This window comes from Myxococcales bacterium, from assembly GCA_016716835.1.
In the GTDB taxonomy this organism is placed as follows: domain Bacteria; phylum Myxococcota_A; class Polyangia; order Haliangiales; family Haliangiaceae; genus JADJUW01.
The window spans coordinates 602,822-620,473 of the sequence record JADJUW010000001.1; the positions used below are offsets into that span (position 1 = coordinate 602,822).

19 protein-coding genes and 5 tRNA genes are annotated in these 17,652 nt (G+C 59.7%); 14 read left to right on the forward strand and 10 right to left on the reverse strand.

Annotated elements, in window-relative coordinates; all coding sequences use genetic code 11:
- Positions 1-44 precede the first annotated feature (44 nt).
- The 5 genes from IPL79_02590 to IPL79_02610 form a co-directional block, all read right to left on the reverse strand.
- On the reverse strand, positions 45-1,496 hold the full coding sequence (locus IPL79_02590; GenBank protein ID MBK9069889.1) for a right-handed parallel beta-helix repeat-containing protein: 1,452 nt from the start codon (positions 1,494-1,496) through the stop codon (positions 45-47).
- Between the two features lie 71 nt (positions 1,497-1,567).
- Complete coding sequence (locus IPL79_02595; protein ID MBK9069890.1) at positions 1,568-2,422, reverse strand: hypothetical protein; 855 nt, start codon at positions 2,420-2,422, stop codon at positions 1,568-1,570.
- Complete coding sequence (gene gcvH / locus IPL79_02600; protein MBK9069891.1) at positions 2,419-2,802, reverse strand: glycine cleavage system protein GcvH; 384 nt, start codon at positions 2,800-2,802, stop codon at positions 2,419-2,421. The genes IPL79_02595 and gcvH overlap by 4 nt, the downstream gene beginning before the upstream one ends.
- A 31-nt stretch (positions 2,803-2,833) precedes the next feature.
- The gene (gene gcvT, locus IPL79_02605; protein MBK9069892.1) at positions 2,834-3,943 is read right to left on the reverse strand and encodes a glycine cleavage system aminomethyltransferase GcvT; all 1,110 of its coding nucleotides are present in this window, start codon (positions 3,941-3,943) and stop codon (positions 2,834-2,836) included.
- Between the two features lie 55 nt (positions 3,944-3,998).
- Complete coding sequence (locus IPL79_02610; protein ID MBK9069893.1) at positions 3,999-4,841, reverse strand: SDR family oxidoreductase; 843 nt, start codon at positions 4,839-4,841, stop codon at positions 3,999-4,001.
- Between the two features lie 86 nt (positions 4,842-4,927).
- Between IPL79_02610 and IPL79_02615 the strand changes: the two genes are divergently transcribed.
- The gene (locus IPL79_02615) at positions 4,928-5,626 is read left to right on the forward strand and encodes an NUDIX hydrolase (protein MBK9069894.1); all 699 of its coding nucleotides are present in this window, start codon (positions 4,928-4,930) and stop codon (positions 5,624-5,626) included.
- Here the strand turns inward: IPL79_02615 and IPL79_02620 are convergent.
- The 5 genes from IPL79_02620 to IPL79_02640 all read right to left on the reverse strand — a co-directional run bounded on the left by IPL79_02620 (position 5,621) and on the right by IPL79_02640 (position 10,914).
- Positions 5,621-7,000, reverse strand: a complete 1,380-nt coding sequence (locus IPL79_02620; GenBank protein MBK9069895.1) for a sigma-54-dependent Fis family transcriptional regulator — start codon at positions 6,998-7,000, stop codon at positions 5,621-5,623. The two genes, IPL79_02615 and IPL79_02620, sit on opposite strands and share 6 nt — an antisense overlap.
- The gene (locus IPL79_02625; protein ID MBK9069896.1) at positions 6,997-7,908 is read right to left on the reverse strand and encodes a hypothetical protein; all 912 of its coding nucleotides are present in this window, start codon (positions 7,906-7,908) and stop codon (positions 6,997-6,999) included. Before IPL79_02625 ends, IPL79_02620 begins: the two co-directional genes overlap by 4 nt.
- A gap of 8 nt (positions 7,909-7,916) precedes the next feature.
- Positions 7,917-8,549 carry a hypothetical protein gene (locus IPL79_02630; GenBank protein ID MBK9069897.1) on the reverse strand — a complete coding sequence of 211 codons (633 nt, stop codon included), beginning with the start codon at positions 8,547-8,549 and terminating at the stop codon, positions 7,917-7,919.
- 86 nt (positions 8,550-8,635) lie between these two features.
- Positions 8,636-10,348 (reverse strand): ATP-grasp domain-containing protein, encoded by a 1,713-nt coding sequence (locus IPL79_02635; GenBank protein ID MBK9069898.1) that lies wholly within the window; start codon positions 10,346-10,348, stop codon positions 8,636-8,638.
- Positions 10,349-10,401: 53 nt separating this feature from the next.
- Positions 10,402-10,914 carry a hypothetical protein gene (locus IPL79_02640; protein ID MBK9069899.1) on the reverse strand — a complete coding sequence of 171 codons (513 nt, stop codon included), beginning with the start codon at positions 10,912-10,914 and terminating at the stop codon, positions 10,402-10,404.
- A 132-nt stretch (positions 10,915-11,046) separates the two neighbouring features.
- Here IPL79_02640 and IPL79_02645 point away from each other — a divergent pair, with 132 nt between their 5' ends.
- From IPL79_02645 to rplL, 13 genes are all read left to right on the forward strand, one after another.
- Positions 11,047-12,159 (forward strand): hypothetical protein, encoded by a 1,113-nt coding sequence (locus tag IPL79_02645; GenBank protein MBK9069900.1) that lies wholly within the window; start codon positions 11,047-11,049, stop codon positions 12,157-12,159.
- Positions 12,160-12,300: 141 nt separating this feature from the next.
- Positions 12,301-12,372: transfer RNA gene (locus IPL79_02650), tRNA-Thr, on the forward strand.
- A gap of 51 nt (positions 12,373-12,423) precedes the next feature.
- Positions 12,424-12,506, forward strand: a tRNA-Tyr gene (locus tag IPL79_02655).
- Between the two features lie 2 nt (positions 12,507-12,508).
- Positions 12,509-12,581 (forward strand) — tRNA-Gly (locus IPL79_02660).
- 10 nt (positions 12,582-12,591) lie between these two features.
- Positions 12,592-12,663: transfer RNA gene (locus IPL79_02665), tRNA-Thr, on the forward strand.
- 42 nt (positions 12,664-12,705) lie between these two features.
- Entirely contained in the window at positions 12,706-13,902 is a 1,197-nt protein-coding gene (gene tuf / locus IPL79_02670) for an elongation factor Tu (protein MBK9069901.1), read from the forward strand.
- A 236-nt stretch (positions 13,903-14,138) separates the two neighbouring features.
- A tRNA-Trp gene (locus tag IPL79_02675) sits at positions 14,139-14,210 on the forward strand.
- 79 nt (positions 14,211-14,289) lie between these two features.
- Positions 14,290-14,622, forward strand: a complete 333-nt coding sequence (gene secE / locus IPL79_02680; GenBank protein MBK9069902.1) for a preprotein translocase subunit SecE — start codon at positions 14,290-14,292, stop codon at positions 14,620-14,622.
- Positions 14,615-15,211, forward strand: a complete 597-nt coding sequence (gene nusG, locus IPL79_02685; GenBank protein ID MBK9069903.1) for a transcription termination/antitermination protein NusG — start codon at positions 14,615-14,617, stop codon at positions 15,209-15,211. Before secE ends, nusG begins: the two co-directional genes overlap by 8 nt.
- Positions 15,212-15,254: 43 nt before the next feature.
- A complete protein-coding gene (gene rplK, locus IPL79_02690) occupies positions 15,255-15,677 on the forward strand; it encodes a 50S ribosomal protein L11 (protein ID MBK9069904.1) in 423 nt (140 codons plus the stop codon).
- 104 nt (positions 15,678-15,781) lie between these two features.
- Positions 15,782-16,483: a 50S ribosomal protein L1 gene (locus IPL79_02695; GenBank protein MBK9069905.1), complete on the forward strand. Its 702-nt coding sequence runs from the start codon at positions 15,782-15,784 to the stop codon at positions 16,481-16,483.
- Between the two features lie 159 nt (positions 16,484-16,642).
- The gene (locus IPL79_02700) at positions 16,643-17,212 is read left to right on the forward strand and encodes a 50S ribosomal protein L10 (protein ID MBK9069906.1); all 570 of its coding nucleotides are present in this window, start codon (positions 16,643-16,645) and stop codon (positions 17,210-17,212) included.
- A 36-nt stretch (positions 17,213-17,248) separates the two neighbouring features.
- Complete coding sequence (gene rplL, locus IPL79_02705; protein ID MBK9069907.1) at positions 17,249-17,620, forward strand: 50S ribosomal protein L7/L12; 372 nt, start codon at positions 17,249-17,251, stop codon at positions 17,618-17,620.
- The last annotated feature ends 32 nt before the right edge of the window (positions 17,621-17,652 follow it).

Here is a 17,652-nt window from a genome sequence, read left to right on the forward strand (position 1 = left end):
GCCAGAGATTGTAAACCGGCGCATCCAAGGCAATCTGTCCGAAATTAGGGCATTTCGTACGCGCCAATGTCGCAGGGTTGGTTTCTAGCATGGCCGTCCACGTCCGAAGCGATCGAGGCCATCCATGCAAGCGGTGGCAGGCACATGCCTGCGCCCTGCGCGGGCGAGGTCGGCTGCACCCGGAAATTGCCGCCCGGGGCATCGATGAACTTTGGATCGCCGCCAACGGGTGCCATCCGCGTGACGCCGCCCACAGTCGCGGGCTCGACGAGGTCTTGGTACGACGTGCACGTGTGGCATTGAATTTGTGACCCACCCAAGAACATGCTTGTATTGGCCGCCACGATGTTGCTCGCCAGCACGGGGGCGACATTCGCCCCGCCGAGAATCCCCGCGCCACTGCTTGTGCTGCTGTAGTTGTTTGCCACCGTATTGCCAACGATCGCGATTTGCCGCGTGCAGCCAAAGCACGCCGCATCATCGATCAGGATGCCCGGTCCGGACGAGGCCGCGAGGCCGCCGTTGTGCGCGATGACATTGCTTTCGATCCGCAGGACTCGCCCCGTGGCCCTCACCCCGCCGGAGGGATTGTGAATAACCTGGTTTCGGGCGAGGAGAAAACCGCTGCCCTTTAGCTCTACGGCGCGTGTCGAGGCCCCGGTGATGATCGAATCGCTGATGGTGACGCATGTCCCAAGGTCAGGGCACAACGCCTCGATCAACATCCCAACGTCAACGTTTTCGATCGCGACGTTCGCTACTGTGAGCGCTGTGTGGCTCGCGATGATCGCGGCGGCGAGGTTGTTAAATGTCGTCGCAGCAATTTCGGTTCGATGCCCCTCCTCGCCGACGTCGTTTTTCACCACGATCGCGTAGCCGCCGTCATAAAACGCCGCGTCGCGGACGCTCAGCTCGCACTGGGATGCCGCAACGCCAAGGTCACTTTGCACGCGCACATCTTGAAGTGACAAGGTTGCGCCATCGCGGCAGCTAAACGCGGTGCCCTGCGTCGATACCTCGATGCCGGCGATTGCGACGTTTGCCGCGCCGTGTGCGCTAATGGTAACGATTTCCTGGCCCCCAATAAATATGGCCCCTTCGCCATAGATCTCGACGGGGAACGCATGATCAAACGCCGCGCCCTCCCCGTAAATGCCGGGTGCTACCAACACCGCACGACGGGTTGGCGTTAGCACCGCGGCAGCGGCCGCAAGGCTGCCACACGGATCCGTTTGCGTACACGCATCGCCTACGCCGTTTTGCGCGACGTAGGCGATTGCCTCCGGCTGGTGGCACGTGGCGCTAAGGCGGTCGCAAATGCCGCTCGCGCAACTATGGTTGGCAAGGCAGCCAGTACAGCTGACGTCGGCCGTGCCGCAGTTGGGCACGGCAGGCGCGCCAGTGGCACCTAGTTCGGTTGTAACCGAGCAGGCGGCGAGCGCCACCGGCAAGAACGACAAAAAAATTGATTGGCTAGCGAGAGGTTCTTTGGGCATGCCGCTGTTATCGGCATGTGCCGAGGCATGTTGCTAAAAATATGGCCAGCCCATTTCGAGCATGGAACTGGCTACGGGCGCCTCGCGACGGGGTGCTTGTGCGTGCGCGACATCTTGGAGCTTACGTTCAATTCTAGGACAAAGCCCGTCTTAACGTCTTCGCCGCGAATCTCCGCGGTCAGCGACGAGGCTACCAGCCATCCCGTCGCGCGATCGATCGTGAGCGTGCCGGTGAATTCGCCGTGATATGGCCTGGTCGACACGCCGTGAAAGGCTAGCTCGGCGGTCTGCGTGGTTAGCGTGCGCAAGCGCGCCGAGGCCTTGGTCATGGTGAGCATCGAGGTTTCGCCCAAAAATAGGCCGGTGGATTCGAGCGCTAACGGTGTGTCGCGATCGGCCCAAAATCGGCTGCCTTCGGGCCCAACCAGCATGGCGGCCCATGGCGGCGTAAACAGCGTGAGTCCAAAAAGGCGTTTGTATTTAAGTTGCAGATATTCGCTTAGCGTTGCGGGCCGTACGTTGACCTCACCGCCTGCGCGCACCAGTTGTACCGGTTCGGTGGTTACCCATTGCTTGGTCTGGGTACCGTCGATAGTTTCGCCACGCTTGCACGTTACTTCTGTGGTCGACGGGCCGTCGGCGTCAGTTGTCAACACGGTTTCCGTGCACTCGAGTGCGGTAAGCTGGCTGATCTTTTCAGGCAAGATTGGCCCGCCAACCTCGGTGCCCTGAAGGTGGGTTACGGTCCCCAACCCCTCGGACGATGCCTCAAGTTCAAAGATCGTGCCGGCTGCAGGTGCGGTATAGACATAGTCTAAAAAGGCCGGGGCGAGAGGGGCCCGCGAAGGCGCCGTACGAGCGCAGCCACTCTGCAAAACGACCAGTAGCGTAAGCCCGGCGTAGTGCGCGTAGGCTCGTTGCTTCACTGGTTTGCCACAAGCTTGCCGTAAGCGGTCGGGTCGAGCAGCGCTTCAATATCAGCGCCGCTAAACCCTTCAATTTCAACCATCCAGCCCGCAGCGTAAGGGTCTGAGTTGACCAGCTCTGGCGCCGCGACCAGCGCGGGATTAATCTTGGCAACCTTGCCGGACACTGGGGCATAAAGGTCGGAAACTGATTTCACGCTTTCGACGGTGCCAAATCGCTCCCCCTTGGTGAGGGCATCGCCGACCTTCGGCAGGTCGATGAGCGTGATATCACCGAGTTGTTCGACGGCAAATTGCGTGATCCCAATCTGGGCGGTAGCGGCGGTAACGCGCAGCCATTCGTGGTCGTTGGTATATTTTAGATCGGGAGTAAATGACACCGTCGCAGGTTGCGCTGAAGTCGCCGTGGTATCAGGCGGGGCGCTTGTAGAACTTGCCCTTGACGACGGTCGCCGCGACGTCCTTGCCGCGACAGTCGATCGTCAGCGAGGTGCCGGGCGCGGCGAAGGCCGTGGGCACATAGGCCATCCCGATGGAACCGGGCACGGAAATGCCAGGACCGCCGCTCGTTACCGTGCCAAGCGCGGCGCTCGTTGATGCGCTCCGATCCACCACTGCATACCCATGCCGTGCGATGGCGCGTTCGGCAATCGTAAACCCGACCAATTGCCGAGTCACGCCTTGTTGCTTCTGCGCCAACAGGGCGTCTTTGCCAATAAAGTCATGGCGGTCAAGCTTAACTGCCCAGCCCAATTGGGCTTCAAGCGGACTCGTGGTGGCATCGATATCGTTGCCGTAGAGCGGCAGCTTGGCTTCGAGCCGAAGGCTGTCGCGAGCGCCCAAGCCAACGTTGACGCAACCTAGCGGGGTGCCGGTCTCAAGCAGTGCCCGCCACAATCTTTCGGCGTCGGCATTCGCGACTGCCAGCTCAAACCCATCCTCGCCGGTGTAGCCCGTGCGCGCCACGGTGGCCGCGATGCCCGCGACGTGGCAATCCGTAAACGAAAACGAGGGCAGGTGGCTGACGTTGGAGTCGGCCAATTTGTCGACGATCTCGACGGCCCTGGGGCCTTGGATCGCGATGAGCGACGTCTCGTCCGAAACGTCAATGAGATCGCAGGTGCCGTGGTTGTGTTCGCGCATCCACGCGAGGTCTTTGCCGATGTTGGAGGCGTTGACGATGACGAAGTAGTGGTCGTCGGCTCGTTTATAAAATATGCAATCATCGACGATGCCGCCCGAGGGTAGGCACAGCAGCGAATACACTGCCTTGCCGACGGCGGCGCCGGCAACATCGTTGGTGGCGAGCCGCGCCACGGTGGCTTGGGCGCCAGGGCCCTTAAGCACAAACTCGCCCATATGGGAGACGTCAAAAAGTCCGGCCGCGGCGCGCACCGCCTTGTGCTCCGCGATCGTCCCCGTCGGGTATTGCACCGGCATATCCCAACCGCCAAAATCGATGGTCTTGGCGCCAAGCTGTTTGTGAAGGGCGTAAAGCGGGGTGCGTCGCGGTGAGCTCACGCGCCAGATGCTACTACGTCAGCGAGAGTCTGTCTTAGCTAGCCAAGGTCGAACTTCAGCCCCGGTTCGTAGTAGGCGGAAGCTGCTCAGTCTTGGGCGTTCCCATGACCCACCGCGCACTTTGCGCTGCCAGGCCGCGTGGCGCCAAGCTTACCAGCCAGCACGATAGCTTGTTGGCGAGCCCCGGCACAACGACCGGGCGTCCACGCAGTAGCGCACGCACGCCAATCGTCGCGACCTCGGGTGCGCCCATCATAGACATGCGCGCCAGCCGGCCGTAACTGCCTGCGCCAGCCATGCGGTGGAAATCGGTATGCGTACCGCCGGGATTTAGTGAACACACGGCGATATTTTTCGTCGCGAGCTCCAGGTGCAAGGCCCGCGACCACTGGTGCACGAACGCCTTTGACGCGGCATAGGTCGCCATGTTGGGCACGGGCTGGTAGGCTGCCACGCTGGCAACATTTAAAATATATGCACGCCTCGCGTGGGCTGGATCGCTTGCAATTTTGTGGTCGACGAACCAATGAGCCAAATCGACGACCGCTTCAATATTTAAGGCGAGCATCTGCTGGTCACGCCCCGCGTCGACGGCAGCAAAGGGTCGGTGATGGCCAAATCCCGCATTGTTCACGAGCATGTCGATTGGACCGCTTGCGATTGCCTCATCCCAAGTTCGCCTCCGCTCCTCCACGACGCCAAGATCCGCCGTAAGCGTCGAGACGACCGCACCATGGCGCGCGCGCAGGTCCTGGGCGACCGCTTCCAGCGCATCTCTACGGCGGGCCACGAGCACCAGCTGCACGCCCTGGCGCGCCAACTCGTCGGCAATCGCCGCGCCGATGCCACCGCTGGCTCCCGTGATGAATGCGCGGTAGCCGTTAATTGAGATCGCCATGGCGGTGGTCTAGCACGCGCACAAACCACGGGAAAGGCGCCCCTGGCTGCTAACCTCCCCTTGCCGCTGGGCCTATGATGTCGCTCATGATGCCGGCAGCCAAACGAGTCGAGGCAATTCACCTTCACGCGCGCCGCGAAATTGGTGATGGCTTCTTGCGCATTTGCCGCGTGACGCTTTCTAATTCCTACGACGATGGAACGACCTCGGCGCGTTATGACGCTGAGTTTCTCTCGCGCCCCAAGGGGCTCGATGCGGTGGTCGTCATCGTCTGGCGTCGCGCCGCTGACGGCCCCACACGTGAAGTGCTGGTGCGCGAAGGCATTAGACCCGGGGTGACCTTCGGGCGCGTCGACGTGCCTCTCGCCATCCCAGATGAAGTTACCTACGTTCGGCTCGCAGAGGTGGTCGCCGGCCTGGTCGAGCCAACCGACGTGGGCCGCGGCGGACTCGCCGACCGAGTGTGTGCTGAGGTGCTAGAAGAGGCCGGCTATCGCATCGAACCGGCGCTGGTTCATTGGCTCGGCGCGCCGACCTTTGCCTCGCCCGGGGTGCTGCCAGAGAAACACCACTATGCGGCGGTGGAGATATCACCAGAGGCGGTGCAAGTGCCGCCTGCCGGTGATGGCTCGCCCTTTGAAGATGGGGCGGTCACCTATTGGCTCACCCTGGCGGAGGCCATGGCGCGGTGCGAGCGCGGTGAGATCGTCGATGCTAAAACGGAGCTCGGCTTGTTTCGTTTTGCCAATTGGGCACGGCAACAAAACCAGGATGCTTCGCTATGACTCGCGAGGCGGCTCATCCTTGGCATACTCATCGAGCTTGCGGTAGAGCGTCTTGCGATCCAGCCCAAGGCGCGCGGCGGCGCGGCTCTTGTTACCCGCCTCTTCGTCGAGAACGCGCAGAATATAATCGCGCTCAAGCTCGGAAATCGACATCCTGCGCGCAACCGCCGCCGCCAAGAAGTCGCTCGATCGCTTTTCCTGCACGTGCGCCGGCAAGTCGTCTTGCGAGATGACATCGTTGCGGCTGAGCGCGACGGCGCGCTCTATTACATTCTGCAATTCACGAATGTTGCCCGGCCAGTAATAATTGAGCAGATACTGCTGCGCCTCCCGGGAGATGGCGTAGCGGCGACCACGGCGGGCGCTATGACCAGCCAAGATGTGCTCCGCGAGCGGCAGGATGTCCTCCGGGCGCGCGCGCAGCGGGGGCAAGTGAATCTCGATGACGTTTAGGCGATAATAGAGGTCTTCGCGGAAGAGGCCTTGCTTGAGCATGCTCTCGAGGTTGCGATGAGTCGCGGCAACAACGCGCACATCGATGACCTCGGCCTTCGGCGCGCCGATCGGCCTAATCTCGTGCTCCTGCAGGACGCGCAGGAGCTTGGCTTGCAACGCCGGCGCCAGCTCGGCGATTTCGTCGAGAAATATCGTGCCACCCGTGGCCTCGACGAACATGCCGTCGCGATTCGCATGGGCATCGGTAAAGGCGCCCTTCTTGTGGCCAAACAGCTCGCTCTCAATGAGCTGCGCGGGGATGGCGGCGACGTTGACCGGCACAAACGGGCGATCGCAACGGGGCGAATGCTGATGCAGCGCGCGCGCGATCAGCTCCTTGCCGGTGCCGCTTTCGCCGGTGATTAAGACCGATGCCTCGGTGGCGGCGACTCGTCGTACCAACGACAGCACCTCGCGCATGGATTGCGATACGGCGACGATGTTGTCGAAGCCGTACATCTCGTCGAGTCGTTCCTTAAGCTGGTGAATCTGTGCGGCCTGTTCTCGATCTCGAATCGCCTTGTCGATGCCCAAGAGCAGCGCCTCAAACGAAAAAGGCTTGGTGATGTAATCAAACGCGCCAAGCTTGACCGCGCGAATCGCGGTGTCGATCGAGCCAAAGGCTGTCACCATGATCACGTGCGGCGGGGTTGGCAGCGTGACAATGTCGCGAATGAGGTCGAAGCCGTCGACCTCGGGCATGCGCAGATCCGTGATGACGATATCAAAGCGCTCGGCTCGCGCCATCTCGATGCCTAGCCCACCGCCAGGCGCCGCGGACACCACATACCCCGCGTCACGCAGCTCCTCGACCATGAGCTCGCGCATGGCGTCATCATCTTCGACCACCAAGATCGCGGTTCGTGGCGTCTTGTTCATGACGTCGTTGTATCACGATCGGAAGCCGCGTCGACACTGGGCGCTAGCTCGTGGCCGGGCCCGCCTGGCGCGGCCGGGATGTAGACGTCAAACTGTGCACCGCCTTCGGGCGCTTCGCCAACCTCGATCCACCCGTCGTGTTCTTTCACGATGCCCTGGCAGATCGCCAGGCCAAGGCCGGTGCCGGCGCCGAGGCGCATGCTGAAGAACGGCTCGAAGATGCGCTCGCGCAGGTCTTCGGCGATGCCCTCGCCATTGTCTGCCACCGTAAGTCGCACGACCGGTTGTGCCGGCGCATGATCAAGCCACGGCCGCGCTCGCAGGCCATGCGATATCTCAACGCGGACAAACCCACCTTCGGCGACCGACTGCACCGCGTTCATGACGAGATTGAGCGCCACCTGTTGAAGGCGGTCGGTGTGGCCAAGTACGCGAGGTAAATCTTCGGCGCGGATAAGCCGCGATCGCACGTGACGCGCGCGCAGGTTGCCGGAAATTAGCTCCATCGTAGTGAGCGCGATCTCGTTGATGTCGACAAGACGAGGCTGCTCGTTGGTTGCCTCACGCCGTGTAAAGGCTAAGAGCCGTTCAATAATACGCGCGATGCGGTCGGACTGCTCGGCAATAATGCGCGCGTTTTTTTGCACGGTCTGGGCGTCGTCGGCTCGCCGCCCCATGGCGTGGGCACGCGCCGAGATGACATTGAGCGGTGTGCCAACTTCGTGGGCAATTTCGGCGGCGAGTTGGCCGAGCGTGGCGAGGCGCTCGGTGTGGCCCAAGCGTTGTTCGATCGCGAGGCGCGCCTCGCTTTGGGACTTGCTTTGCTCGTTTGACTGCCGCAACGACAAGGTCATCTCATTAAACCTGGTCGCGAGCTGGCCCACTTCGTCGTCGCGTGAAGCGAGCAAGGCTTGGGTCAGGTCGCCCCGGCAACCGCCTCGATGCCGGTGAGGAGGTGCACCATCGGGGTGCTAACGAGCGAACGCACCAGGACACCGACGAGGGACGTGATAACCAGCCACACCAGGGTTGCTTGCAGCAGAAGCTGCCTCCAGTCGGCAGCGCGGAGGTCGGCGAGCGCCCGCAGCTCTCGCGTGATCATGACGACGCCAGCGCTGCCCGTTGTTTGGTTTGCAAGCCGGACGCGAATCGGCACCATCGAGACCGCCAAGCCCACGACCACGCCGTCATAGGCCTCGTCGGATGCTTCGAGCAGCGGCACGGCTTTTTTTAAAATCTCGGCATGGATGCCAAATGTCCACGAATCCAGGCGAAGCGCCGGGGTTGGCACACCGCTGGCCACGACAAACGTTGAGCGTGGCAGCACGTCAACCCGCGTGCCCGGCGAAACCTTAGACAAGTTTTCCGAAATGATCCGCGCGCCATCATGGGTCGTAAAAGGCTCGGTCACCTCTAACATGGTGCGAATCGCCGCCGCCGTGGCCCGCAAATTTTGTCGCAGGTCGCGGCGCCGCTCCTCGTCGCGCGAGGTGACTTGGACGGCAAGGTACGTGATGAGAGATAGCGCGGTGACCACGCTGGCGGACACGGTAATTGACGGGCCTAAGCGCATCGCTATTTTGCGCGCCGCCGGGGCGTTGCCGACCAACCGCCAAATGACATGACGGCAGGGTCCTAGTTGATGATTTCAGTGGGCGGGGCAATCGCCGGAAGGTTGCCGCTCTCGCTGCTTGGGCGTTCGGGCGTGGCAAGCCGTGGGCGCGTCGCCGTGCGCGCTTCGCGGGCCTCGGCGTTGCGCAGCTCGGTGCGCCGCGCTTTTTCCGCTGCTGTTTTTTCAGCGGCTTTGGCGACGTCGACGGTGGGTTTGGCCTTGCTGCGGGCGTCTGCCTCAAGTTCGCGCTCCTCGCGCCGCTTGTCGCGCATGCGTCGCAAGCCGCCAGCCATGATCTCCGCGATGAGTTGGTCGTATTGCAGGCCGACCGCCTTGGCGATTAACACAAGGTCGGAATAGTCGGGGGTCAGGCCCGGCAGTGGGTTAACCTCTAACACGTAGATGCGTCCCTCATGGTCCATCCTCAGGTCGACGCGCGCGACATCGCGGCAATCGAGCGCCCAGAACGTTGCCTTGGCGACCTTGTCGATGGCTTTTTGCTCGGCCTCGGTCAGGGTGGCGGGGCACTCATAAGAAACGTGCTTTTCCCATTCTTGCTTCACCGAATAGTCGTAAACCGGGCGATCGATTTTCTCATCGCGAAAGCGAATTTCCATGGGCGGCAAGATGCGCGGGCGCTTGTCGCCGAGGATGCCCACCGTAAATTCGCGGCCCGCGATATACTCTTCGACGATCGCGGGTTGGCGGTACCGCTCGACAATCCCCTTGACCGCCGCGCGCAACTCGTCCTCGGTATCGACGACGTTTGTCGCGCCAATCCCCTTAGAGCTGCCTTCGGCGTTAGGCTTGACGATGAGTGGGAATTTCATGTCGGCCGCCAAGCGCTCACGCGGCGATTCCCATAGCTGAAACCGCGGTGTCAGAATATCGTGCTGCATCAGCACTTTCTTGCACAGCGCCTTGTCGAGGGCGATGGCCAACGTGGCCGAGTCAGAGCCCGTATACGGAATGCCGAGCAGCTCGCACAGCGCCGGCACCTGCGCCTCGCGGTTGCGGCCTTCCACGCCTTCGGCAATGTTGAAGATAAGGTCGACGTCGGCTTCAGCGAGCACCCGCGGCAGGTCCGGCGTCGCCTCCAGGTGAACGACGATGTGCCCTTGGCGCGCCAGGGCATTGGCGATCGAGATGATCGTCTCTGGGGGATCCCACTCGGCCTCATCGTCGCCGGCTTTGGTTCGTTTTACATTATAGGTAAAGCCAACCTTGATTGGTTGCTGTCGACCCGGACGCTTCCCAAGCTGGCTTGCCGTTGCCAACCCCGAACGCAGGGCCGCGGCGTTAAGAATGGCGGTTATGGTCGCCTGATAGCTCATCCCAATTTGCGACGTCGCCGCGATGAGCGGTGAGTTCAAGGCGAGCGAGGGCAACGCGTTGGCCTCTAGCAGGTAGATTCGGCCATCGCTGGAAACGCGGTAGTCCAGGCGCGCGACGTCGCGTAGCCCTAGGACGCGGATGACTTCGGTCGACACTTGGCGGAGGCGAGCGGCGACATCGCGCGGGATGTTAGCGGGACAGCGCAGCTGCACCTTGCCGGTTTCAACATTCTTAAGGCGATAGTCGTAAATGTTAAACGGACGATCGGCGGACGTCTCGAGCATTAGCTCAACCGGCATGAGCAGCCCGTTATCGAGGCCGACGCCTTCGATATAGCCAACCGACACATCCATGCCGTCGACGTACTCTTCGACCAACACCCCATCGGGATAGGCGCGCAACGCGGATTTTAGGATGGCCGGCAGCTCCTTGAGATCCTTGACGATGGATCCGCCTAAAAAGGCCGTGGTCGTGGTGGTGCCGGAGTAAATGCCCTTGAAGACCCCTCGTGATTGGGTTTGACGATGGCAGGAAACGCCAGCCCCGGGCCTTTTTCACAAATGATCTCAAAATTACGCGCCGTCACCAGCGTGGCCCGAGGCGTGTCAATGCCCTGCTTGGCGACCAGCAGCTTGGTCAGCCACTTGTCGAGCGTAATGGTGTTGGTGTACGGGTCAGAGCCGGTGTAAGGGATGTCGAGCTCATCAAATAGGGCGGGGTAGAAGGCTTCGCGCAGCTTCCCCGAGTGCCCTTCCGCCGTATTAAAGACAATATCTGGATCAATCGCCTCGATGCGTTCGATGAGATTGCTTGCCGAGCCCGTGACCTCGACTTTTTCAACTTCGTGGCCTGCCGCTTCGAGGGCGGCGCAGACGGATTGAACGGTCTCGACGCTGTCAAATTCCGCTTCTTTCTCAGACGCGCGGACATCGGTGAGGCGCAAATTGTGGGTAAAGGCGATTTTCATGAGGTGATCCCCTTCTAGCAAAGCGGTGTGACAGCCGCGCTGTCAAGCTGATTCGTCGGCGCGAGCGGCCCGGCAACGAGCTGCCGTTGCGTCATTAGACCTAATCCTGCCCATCGTGCGTTAAGCTATGGCATGGCCCTTGGACGCTGTGCGGTGCTTATGATCATGGCGGGGTGTGCCCCTGCCACAAAACGCGCGGTTGCGACGCCAGCGCCCAGCGCCGCCGCACCGCACGGCTCGCCTGCGGTCGTCGCCACGCCACACACCGGTGGCACAAGCTATGAACTGCCGGGCGACTGGACGCTCGCGCGGGATGATGATGCCGGACAAGAACTCGCGCGCGGCGAAGCTTGTTGGGATTTAGGAGACGTCGCGTGCGCAGGGTTGGCCTTCGAAGCCGCGATCGCGCTCGCCCCAAATGGCGGCGCCGCGCAAGCCGCGCGTTGGTATCTCGGCCACATCTACACGTATATTGATCGACAGCCGTTGCGTGCGGCCGACCGCTATCTCGAGATTGTCGCCGCCGCGCCCGCGACGACCGCGTCGCGCAAGGCACATCTTGCGGCAGCGGCAGCACTGGCCGAGGCCAAGGCGTGGCCTCGCGCCGTGCAAGTGCTAGCCGATGCGCTCGCCCGCGACGACTTGGCCTTTGACCAGCGCGTCGAGGCGCTCGCGCGGCGAGGCTACGTCCATTTAACGACCGGCGCGCTAGATGAGGCCGAGGCGGATTTGCGCACGGCGATCAAGACCTGGCAGGGAGCGCCGCGCATCGACGACCCCTATTTTGTCGCCATGGCCCACAATTACCTCGGCGACACGATGCGCGAGCGGTTTCGCAGGCACGTGCTACGCCAGCCGCTCAGCGAGCTAAAGGTCGATCTCGATGCAAAGCGACGGTTATTGCTGCTGGCCTATGATGCGTATCGACAGACGCTTGCGTTTCGAACGCCGTATTGGGCGACGGCCGCTGGCTATGCCATGGCAGATCTTTTTTATGAGTATTTTCAAGTGGCTACGTCGATACCATTGCCCGCGAATTGGTCTTCGACGCAGGCCGAGGCGTATCGCCAGGAAGTATGGGCACTGGTAGCCGAAAACCTCCACAAGGCTCGCGATGGCCATTTAAAAAACGTCGAACTTTCAGATGCTTACGGTGTCTCGACGGAGTGGAGCCGGGCTAGCGCCCTGCGCGCAGCGCAAATTGACGTTGCGATCGCGTCTTACGAGCGGCAGCACGCCAAATAGGCCGCGTACCAAGAAACCCGAGCCGCCTCATACGCCAAATTAGCAGGAGCCGATCCACCGCTGTTCAGGCACACGCGAGTTGACATCGATAGACTCGACCTCTATATAGAGCGCCTTCCGCAAGGGACAAGAGGGTGCTGCGCTGGCGTAGCTCAACGGTAGAGCACCTGATTTGTAATCAGGGGGTTGCGGGTTCAAGTCCCTCTGCGAGCTCGAAAACAAGCGAATACGAGGTTATTAGAGATAAGTAGACGATACATATATGGAGGAATACCCGAGTGGCCAAAGGGGACGGGCTGTAAACCCGTTGTTTTTTGACTTCGAAGGTTCGAATCCTTCTCCCTCCGACGCGGGTGTAACTCAGTTGGTAGAGTTCTAGCTTTCCAAGCTTGATGTCGAGGGTTCGAGTCCCTTCGCCCGCTCGTTCAGTTTGCCCTTGTAGCACAGTGGCAGTGCACTTCCTTGGTAAGGAAGGGGTCGCAAGTTCGATTCTTGCCAAGGGCTCGGTTCAAAACAAAACAAGTAGATAAGTAAGAAGGAAAAGCCATGTCGAAAGAGAAATTCAATCGTAACAAACCCCACGTAAACATCGGAACGATCGGTCACGTTGACCACGGCAAGACTACGCTCACCGCGGCGATCACCACGGTCCAAGCGAAAAAAGGTCTGGCCAAGATCATGGCGTTTGACCAAATCGACAAGGCTCCCGAAGAAAAAGCTCGCGGCATTACGATCGCGACCGCCCACGTGGAATATGAATCAGTCAAGCGTCACTACGCTCACGTCGACTGCCCAGGCCACGCCGACTACATCAAGAACATGATCACCGGCGCCGCGCAAATGGACGGCGCAATCCTCGTGGTTGCCGCCACCGACGGCCCAATGCCCCAAACGCGCGAACACGTGCTGCTTGCCAAGCAAGTGAACGTGCCGTCGATGGTGGTGTTTCTCAATAAGTGCGACATTGCCGATCCGGAAATGCTCGAACTCGTTGAAATGGAAATGCGCGAGCTGCTCAACAAGTACGACTTCAAGGGCGACGACGTACCAATCATCCACGGCTCGGCGCTCAAAGCTCTCGAAGGCGACGAGAAGTGGGTCGCGAAAATTACGGAACTGATGGACGCTTGCGATTCATTCATTCCAGAACCAAAGCGCGAAACCGACAAGCCGTTCCTCATGCCTGTCGAAGACTCCATGACCATTACGGGCCGTGGCACGGTTGTGACTGGCCGGGTTGAGCGCGGCGTCGTCAAGGTTGGCGACGAACTCGAACTCGTCGGCATGCGCGCCGAGGGCGAAGATCAAATCAAGAAGACCACTTGCACGGGCATCGAAATGTTCCGCAAGCTGCTCGACGAAGGCCAAGCTGGCGATAACTGCGGCTTGCTCCTTCGCGGCATCGCGCGCGAAGACGTCAAGCGCGGCATGGTGCTCGCTAAGCCAGGCTCGGTGAAGCCTCACCGCAAGTTTACGGCCGAAATCTATGTCCTCAAGAAGGAAGAAGGCGGCCGTCACACGCCGTTCTTTAACGACTATCGTCCGCAATTCTACTTCCGCACCACGGACGTAACCGGCACGGTTCGATTGCCTGAAGGACGCGAAATGGTCATGCCTGGCGACAACGTTCAGCTCGACATCGAGCTGCATAACCGTATCGCTTGCGAAGAAGGCCTGCGATTTGCGATTCGCGAAGGTGGCCGCACCGTCGGCGCCGGCGTCGTAACGAAAATTATCGAGTAATTGCAAATACTTATGTTTTGAACCAAGGCACCCAACGTTGGGTGCCTTTTTTCGTGCTCGGCGACGTGACGATCCGGCAACGCGAAAGAGATTGCTAGTGCTTGCGGCGCTGCAGCCCGTGCGGTATGTGTCCGCTTCGCTTTGGGTCGCCAGTTTAGAAGAACCACCGATTTTGACGAAGCACTGCCATATAGCTTCAGGAGACAAAGGTAACGTATTGATTTTATTTTAAAAATAGGCGAGTAGCTCAATGGTAGAGCATCCGTCTCCAAAGCGGAGGGCTGGGGGTTCGAGTCCCTTCTCGCCTGCAGATTTTTCAACCTAAATGATTTAAGAGTGAACATCGTGGCCCAACAAGATCTTGCACCCAACAAACCCGTCCACCTCATGTATTTGTGCGGTGCGATTGTGATGTTTTATTTGCTGCAATGGACTACGGCGTGGGTCTGGGGCACGTTTGCGCCGCTGCCAAGTGAGTTCCAAATGACCGTGATGGCAGGCGTGGCAACACTTGTGATCACGGCCGTGTTGTACCGCCACGAGCGAGCGTACAAGTTTTGTGACGACGTCGCCGGCGAGCTAAAAAAAGTGACCTGGCCGACCGGCAAAGAGGTGCGCGCTTCAACAATCGTCGTCGTAGTCGTAACGTTGATCGCCGCCGTCATTCTTGGTTCCATGGATTATGGCTGGGGTCGTCTCACGAAGTGGTTATATGAATAAGTCATCTGAATCTACTGCTGCTGCGACGGTCGCTTCTCCGGAAGGCACGGCTGCTGAGCCCGCGACGATGAAGTGGTTCATCGTGCACACCTATTCCGGTCATGAAAACCGGGCGAGGCTATCCCTGCTGGACCGTGCAAAGACCGCCAATCTGATGGAAAGTTTTGGCCAAATCTTGGTGCCAACGGAGAGCGTCTCCAAGGTTGTCGAGGGGCAAAAGCGCACCACAACCCGCAAGTTCTTCCCTGGCTACATCTTTGTCCAAATGTTGCTCGACGACCGAACCTTCAACCTCGTCAAAAATACGCCGAAGGTTACGGGCTTTCTTGGTGGTACCAAGCCGTCGCCAGTGCCAGAGCGTGAAATCACCGGCCTGCAGACGACAATGGTCGAAGGCAAGGTGCCGAAAAAAGTCAAGGTTTCGTTCGAAGTTGGCGAAACCGTGCGGGTCGTAGAAGGCCCGTTTGCCAATTTCTCAGGCACCGTCGAGCAAGTAAATGCGGAGAAAGCCAAGCTCCGGGTATCGGTTTCCATGTTTAGTCGGGCGACGACAGTTGAGCTTGACTTTGGTCACGTAGAGAAAGCATAAACGGCGCCCCCACGTTGGTTTTAGGGGGCATTAGGAAAACGTCATGAAAAAGGTAACCGCACTTATCAAGCTCCAGTGTCCTGCAGGCAAAGCCATGCCTGGTCCGCCTGTCGGTCCGGCGCTCGGCGCGCACAAGCTAAACATCATGATGTTTTGCAAAGAGTTCAACGCCCGCACGGCGCCACTCGGAGACACCATCATTCCCGTGGTCATCACGGCGTTTTCCGATAACTCATTTACATTCATCACCAAGACGCCGCCGGCGTCAATTCTGATCAAAAAGGCGTGCAAGCTTGAAAGCGGCTCGAAGGAGCCCAACAAGACCAAGGTCGGCAAGATCAGCAAGAAGCAAGTCCAAGAGATCGCCGAGATCAAGCTCCAGGACCTCAACACCAATGACCTGCAGGCTGCCATGCGTTCCGTCATGGGCACCGCGCGCTCAATGGGCGTCGACGTCATCGATTAAGGCACCGACAAGTAAAAAAATATCTCATAGCGAACCATCCTGGGAGCCGATGCGCGAATGTTCGTCGCTAGGCGCTTTACCAGGCCTCGCAGAGGAAAAAGACAATGGCTGGCAAGAAGTACAAAAAAGCAATCGAAGGTTGGGACCGCAGCAAGAAGCACTCGCTCGCCGAGGCCTGCGCGCTGATCGAGAAAACCAAGATCTCGTCCAAATGGGATGAAACCGTCGACGCCTCGGTGCGTCTTGGCGTCAATCCAAAATACGCCGACCAGATGGTCCGCGGTTCAGTCGTGCTCCCGCATGGCACCGGAAAAACCAAGGTTGTTTTGGTTATTTGCAAAGGCGAAAAAGTCAAAGAGGCGCTCGATGCGGGCGCTGATTTCGCCGGCAATGACGAATACATCAACAAGATCAAAGACGAAAACTGGTTTGGCTTCGACACCCTCGTCGCGACGCCAGACATGATGGTCTCGATTGGTAAGATCGGCCGCGTCCTTGGTCCCAAAGGCCTGATGCCAAACCCGAAAGTCGGCACCGTCACCGCCGACGTTGCAAAAGCAGTTACCGAGCTCAAGGCCGGCCGGATCGAGTTCAAGGTCGAAAAAGCCGGTATCATTCAAACCCCAATTGGCCGTGCCTCATTCGGCGGCGCCAAGCTAACCGATAACTTGTTTGCGCTCCTGACGACCCTTCAAAAGCTCAAGCCCGCGACGGCCAAGGGCACGTACATGAAGTCTGTCGTTATTTCGACTACCCATGGTCCTGGAATCAAGGTAGAAGCGTCGTCATTCATCACCGAGGAATAGTGAATTAGCACCAGCTAGAACGACATACTAACTCTACCAAAGAAATAGGCGGCCTCGGCCCGAAGCGTCCTGTGGAGGTAGAGGGACCGCGCAGTCTGATGCGCGTCGCCCTCGGCCTTTTGATTTGGCCGGGGGTTTTGTGCTTCTAGGAAGGAAATTATGGATCGCGGACAAAAAGAACAAGTACTAGGCGAAATCAAAGAAGCATTTGGCAACGTGGTCAGCGTCGTGTTGGCAGAGAACCACGGCGTCGACGTGCCGACGGTTACCGACATGCGCGCCGAGTTTCGCAAAAACGGCTGCTCGTTTCGCGTGCTCAAAAATTCGTTGGTGAAAATTGCCGTTAAGGGCTCCGAGATGGAAGGCATGACGACCCTCCTCAAGGGCCCAACCGCGGTCATCTGGAGCAATGACACGCCCCAAATGCCGGCGAAATTGGCTCTCAAATGGGCCAAGGACCATCCCAAGTTCGTCATCAAGGGTGGCTTCTACGACGGCCAGGTCCTCGACCAAGCCGGCGTCGAAATGCTTTCCAAGTTGCCGACCAAGGACGATGCGCGCGCAAGCCTGCTCATGACGTTCCTTGCGGCCCCAAGCACCTTCGCGTATCTCATCGATGCTCAAAAGCGCAAGCTCGTCGAGGGCGGCGCCGCCGATGTCGCCGCCGAAGCACCAGCAGCTGCAGCCCCAGATGTCGCCCCCGAAACCGCAGCCGCGCCTGCGGAATAACTAATTGAACAACCTCAAAAAGGAAAGAGAAAAACCATGTCAGTTTCACAAGATCAAGTAGTCGATTTTCTAAGCAATCTCACCGTCAAAGAACTGGTCGCGTTGACCCAGTCGCTCGAAGAAAAATGGGGCGTTAAGGCTGCTCCAGTTGCCGTCGCCGGCCCAGCTGCCGCGGCAGCGGCTCCAGCAGAGGCGCAAACCGAGTTTACGGTCGTGCTCAAGGACAAGGGCGCTTCGGCGATTAACGTTATCAAGGTTGTGCGGGAAATCACCGGCCTTGGTCTCAAGGACGCCAAAGACCTCGTCGATGGCGCACCCAAAGACGTCAAGGTTGGCGTGCCGAAGGCCGAAGCCGACGAGATCGCCAAGAAGCTCAAGGATGCTGGCGCAACCGTTGAACTGAAGTAGTTTGAGTTAAATTCAGCGTAGAGCTAGCCAGT

What these genes read in the sequence shown, in the direction of transcription:
- IPL79_02590 (MBK9069889.1), bottom strand. Translation starts at nt 1,496, where the DNA reads ATGCCCAAAGAACCTCTCGCTAGCCAATCAATTTTTTTGTCGTTCTTG.
- IPL79_02610 (MBK9069893.1), bottom strand. Translation starts at nt 4,841, where the DNA reads ATGGCGATCTCAATTAACGGCTACCGCGCATTCATCACGGGAGCCAGC.
- IPL79_02615 (MBK9069894.1), top strand. Translation starts at nt 4,928, where the DNA reads ATGATGCCGGCAGCCAAACGAGTCGAGGCAATTCACCTTCACGCGCGC.
- IPL79_02620 (MBK9069895.1), bottom strand. Translation starts at nt 7,000, where the DNA reads ATGAACAAGACGCCACGAACCGCGATCTTGGTGGTCGAAGATGATGAC.
- IPL79_02640 (MBK9069899.1), bottom strand. Translation starts at nt 10,914, where the DNA reads ATGAAAATCGCCTTTACCCACAATTTGCGCCTCACCGATGTCCGCGCG.
- IPL79_02645 (MBK9069900.1), top strand. Translation starts at nt 11,047, where the DNA reads ATGGCCCTTGGACGCTGTGCGGTGCTTATGATCATGGCGGGGTGTGCC.
- tuf (MBK9069901.1), top strand. Translation starts at nt 12,706, where the DNA reads ATGTCGAAAGAGAAATTCAATCGTAACAAACCCCACGTAAACATCGGA.
- secE (MBK9069902.1), top strand. Translation starts at nt 14,290, where the DNA reads ATGTATTTGTGCGGTGCGATTGTGATGTTTTATTTGCTGCAATGGACT.
- nusG (MBK9069903.1), top strand. Translation starts at nt 14,615, where the DNA reads ATGAATAAGTCATCTGAATCTACTGCTGCTGCGACGGTCGCTTCTCCG.
- rplK (MBK9069904.1), top strand. Translation starts at nt 15,255, where the DNA reads ATGAAAAAGGTAACCGCACTTATCAAGCTCCAGTGTCCTGCAGGCAAA.
- IPL79_02695 (MBK9069905.1), top strand. Translation starts at nt 15,782, where the DNA reads ATGGCTGGCAAGAAGTACAAAAAAGCAATCGAAGGTTGGGACCGCAGC.
- IPL79_02700 (MBK9069906.1), top strand. Translation starts at nt 16,643, where the DNA reads ATGGATCGCGGACAAAAAGAACAAGTACTAGGCGAAATCAAAGAAGCA.
- rplL (MBK9069907.1), top strand. Translation starts at nt 17,249, where the DNA reads ATGTCAGTTTCACAAGATCAAGTAGTCGATTTTCTAAGCAATCTCACC.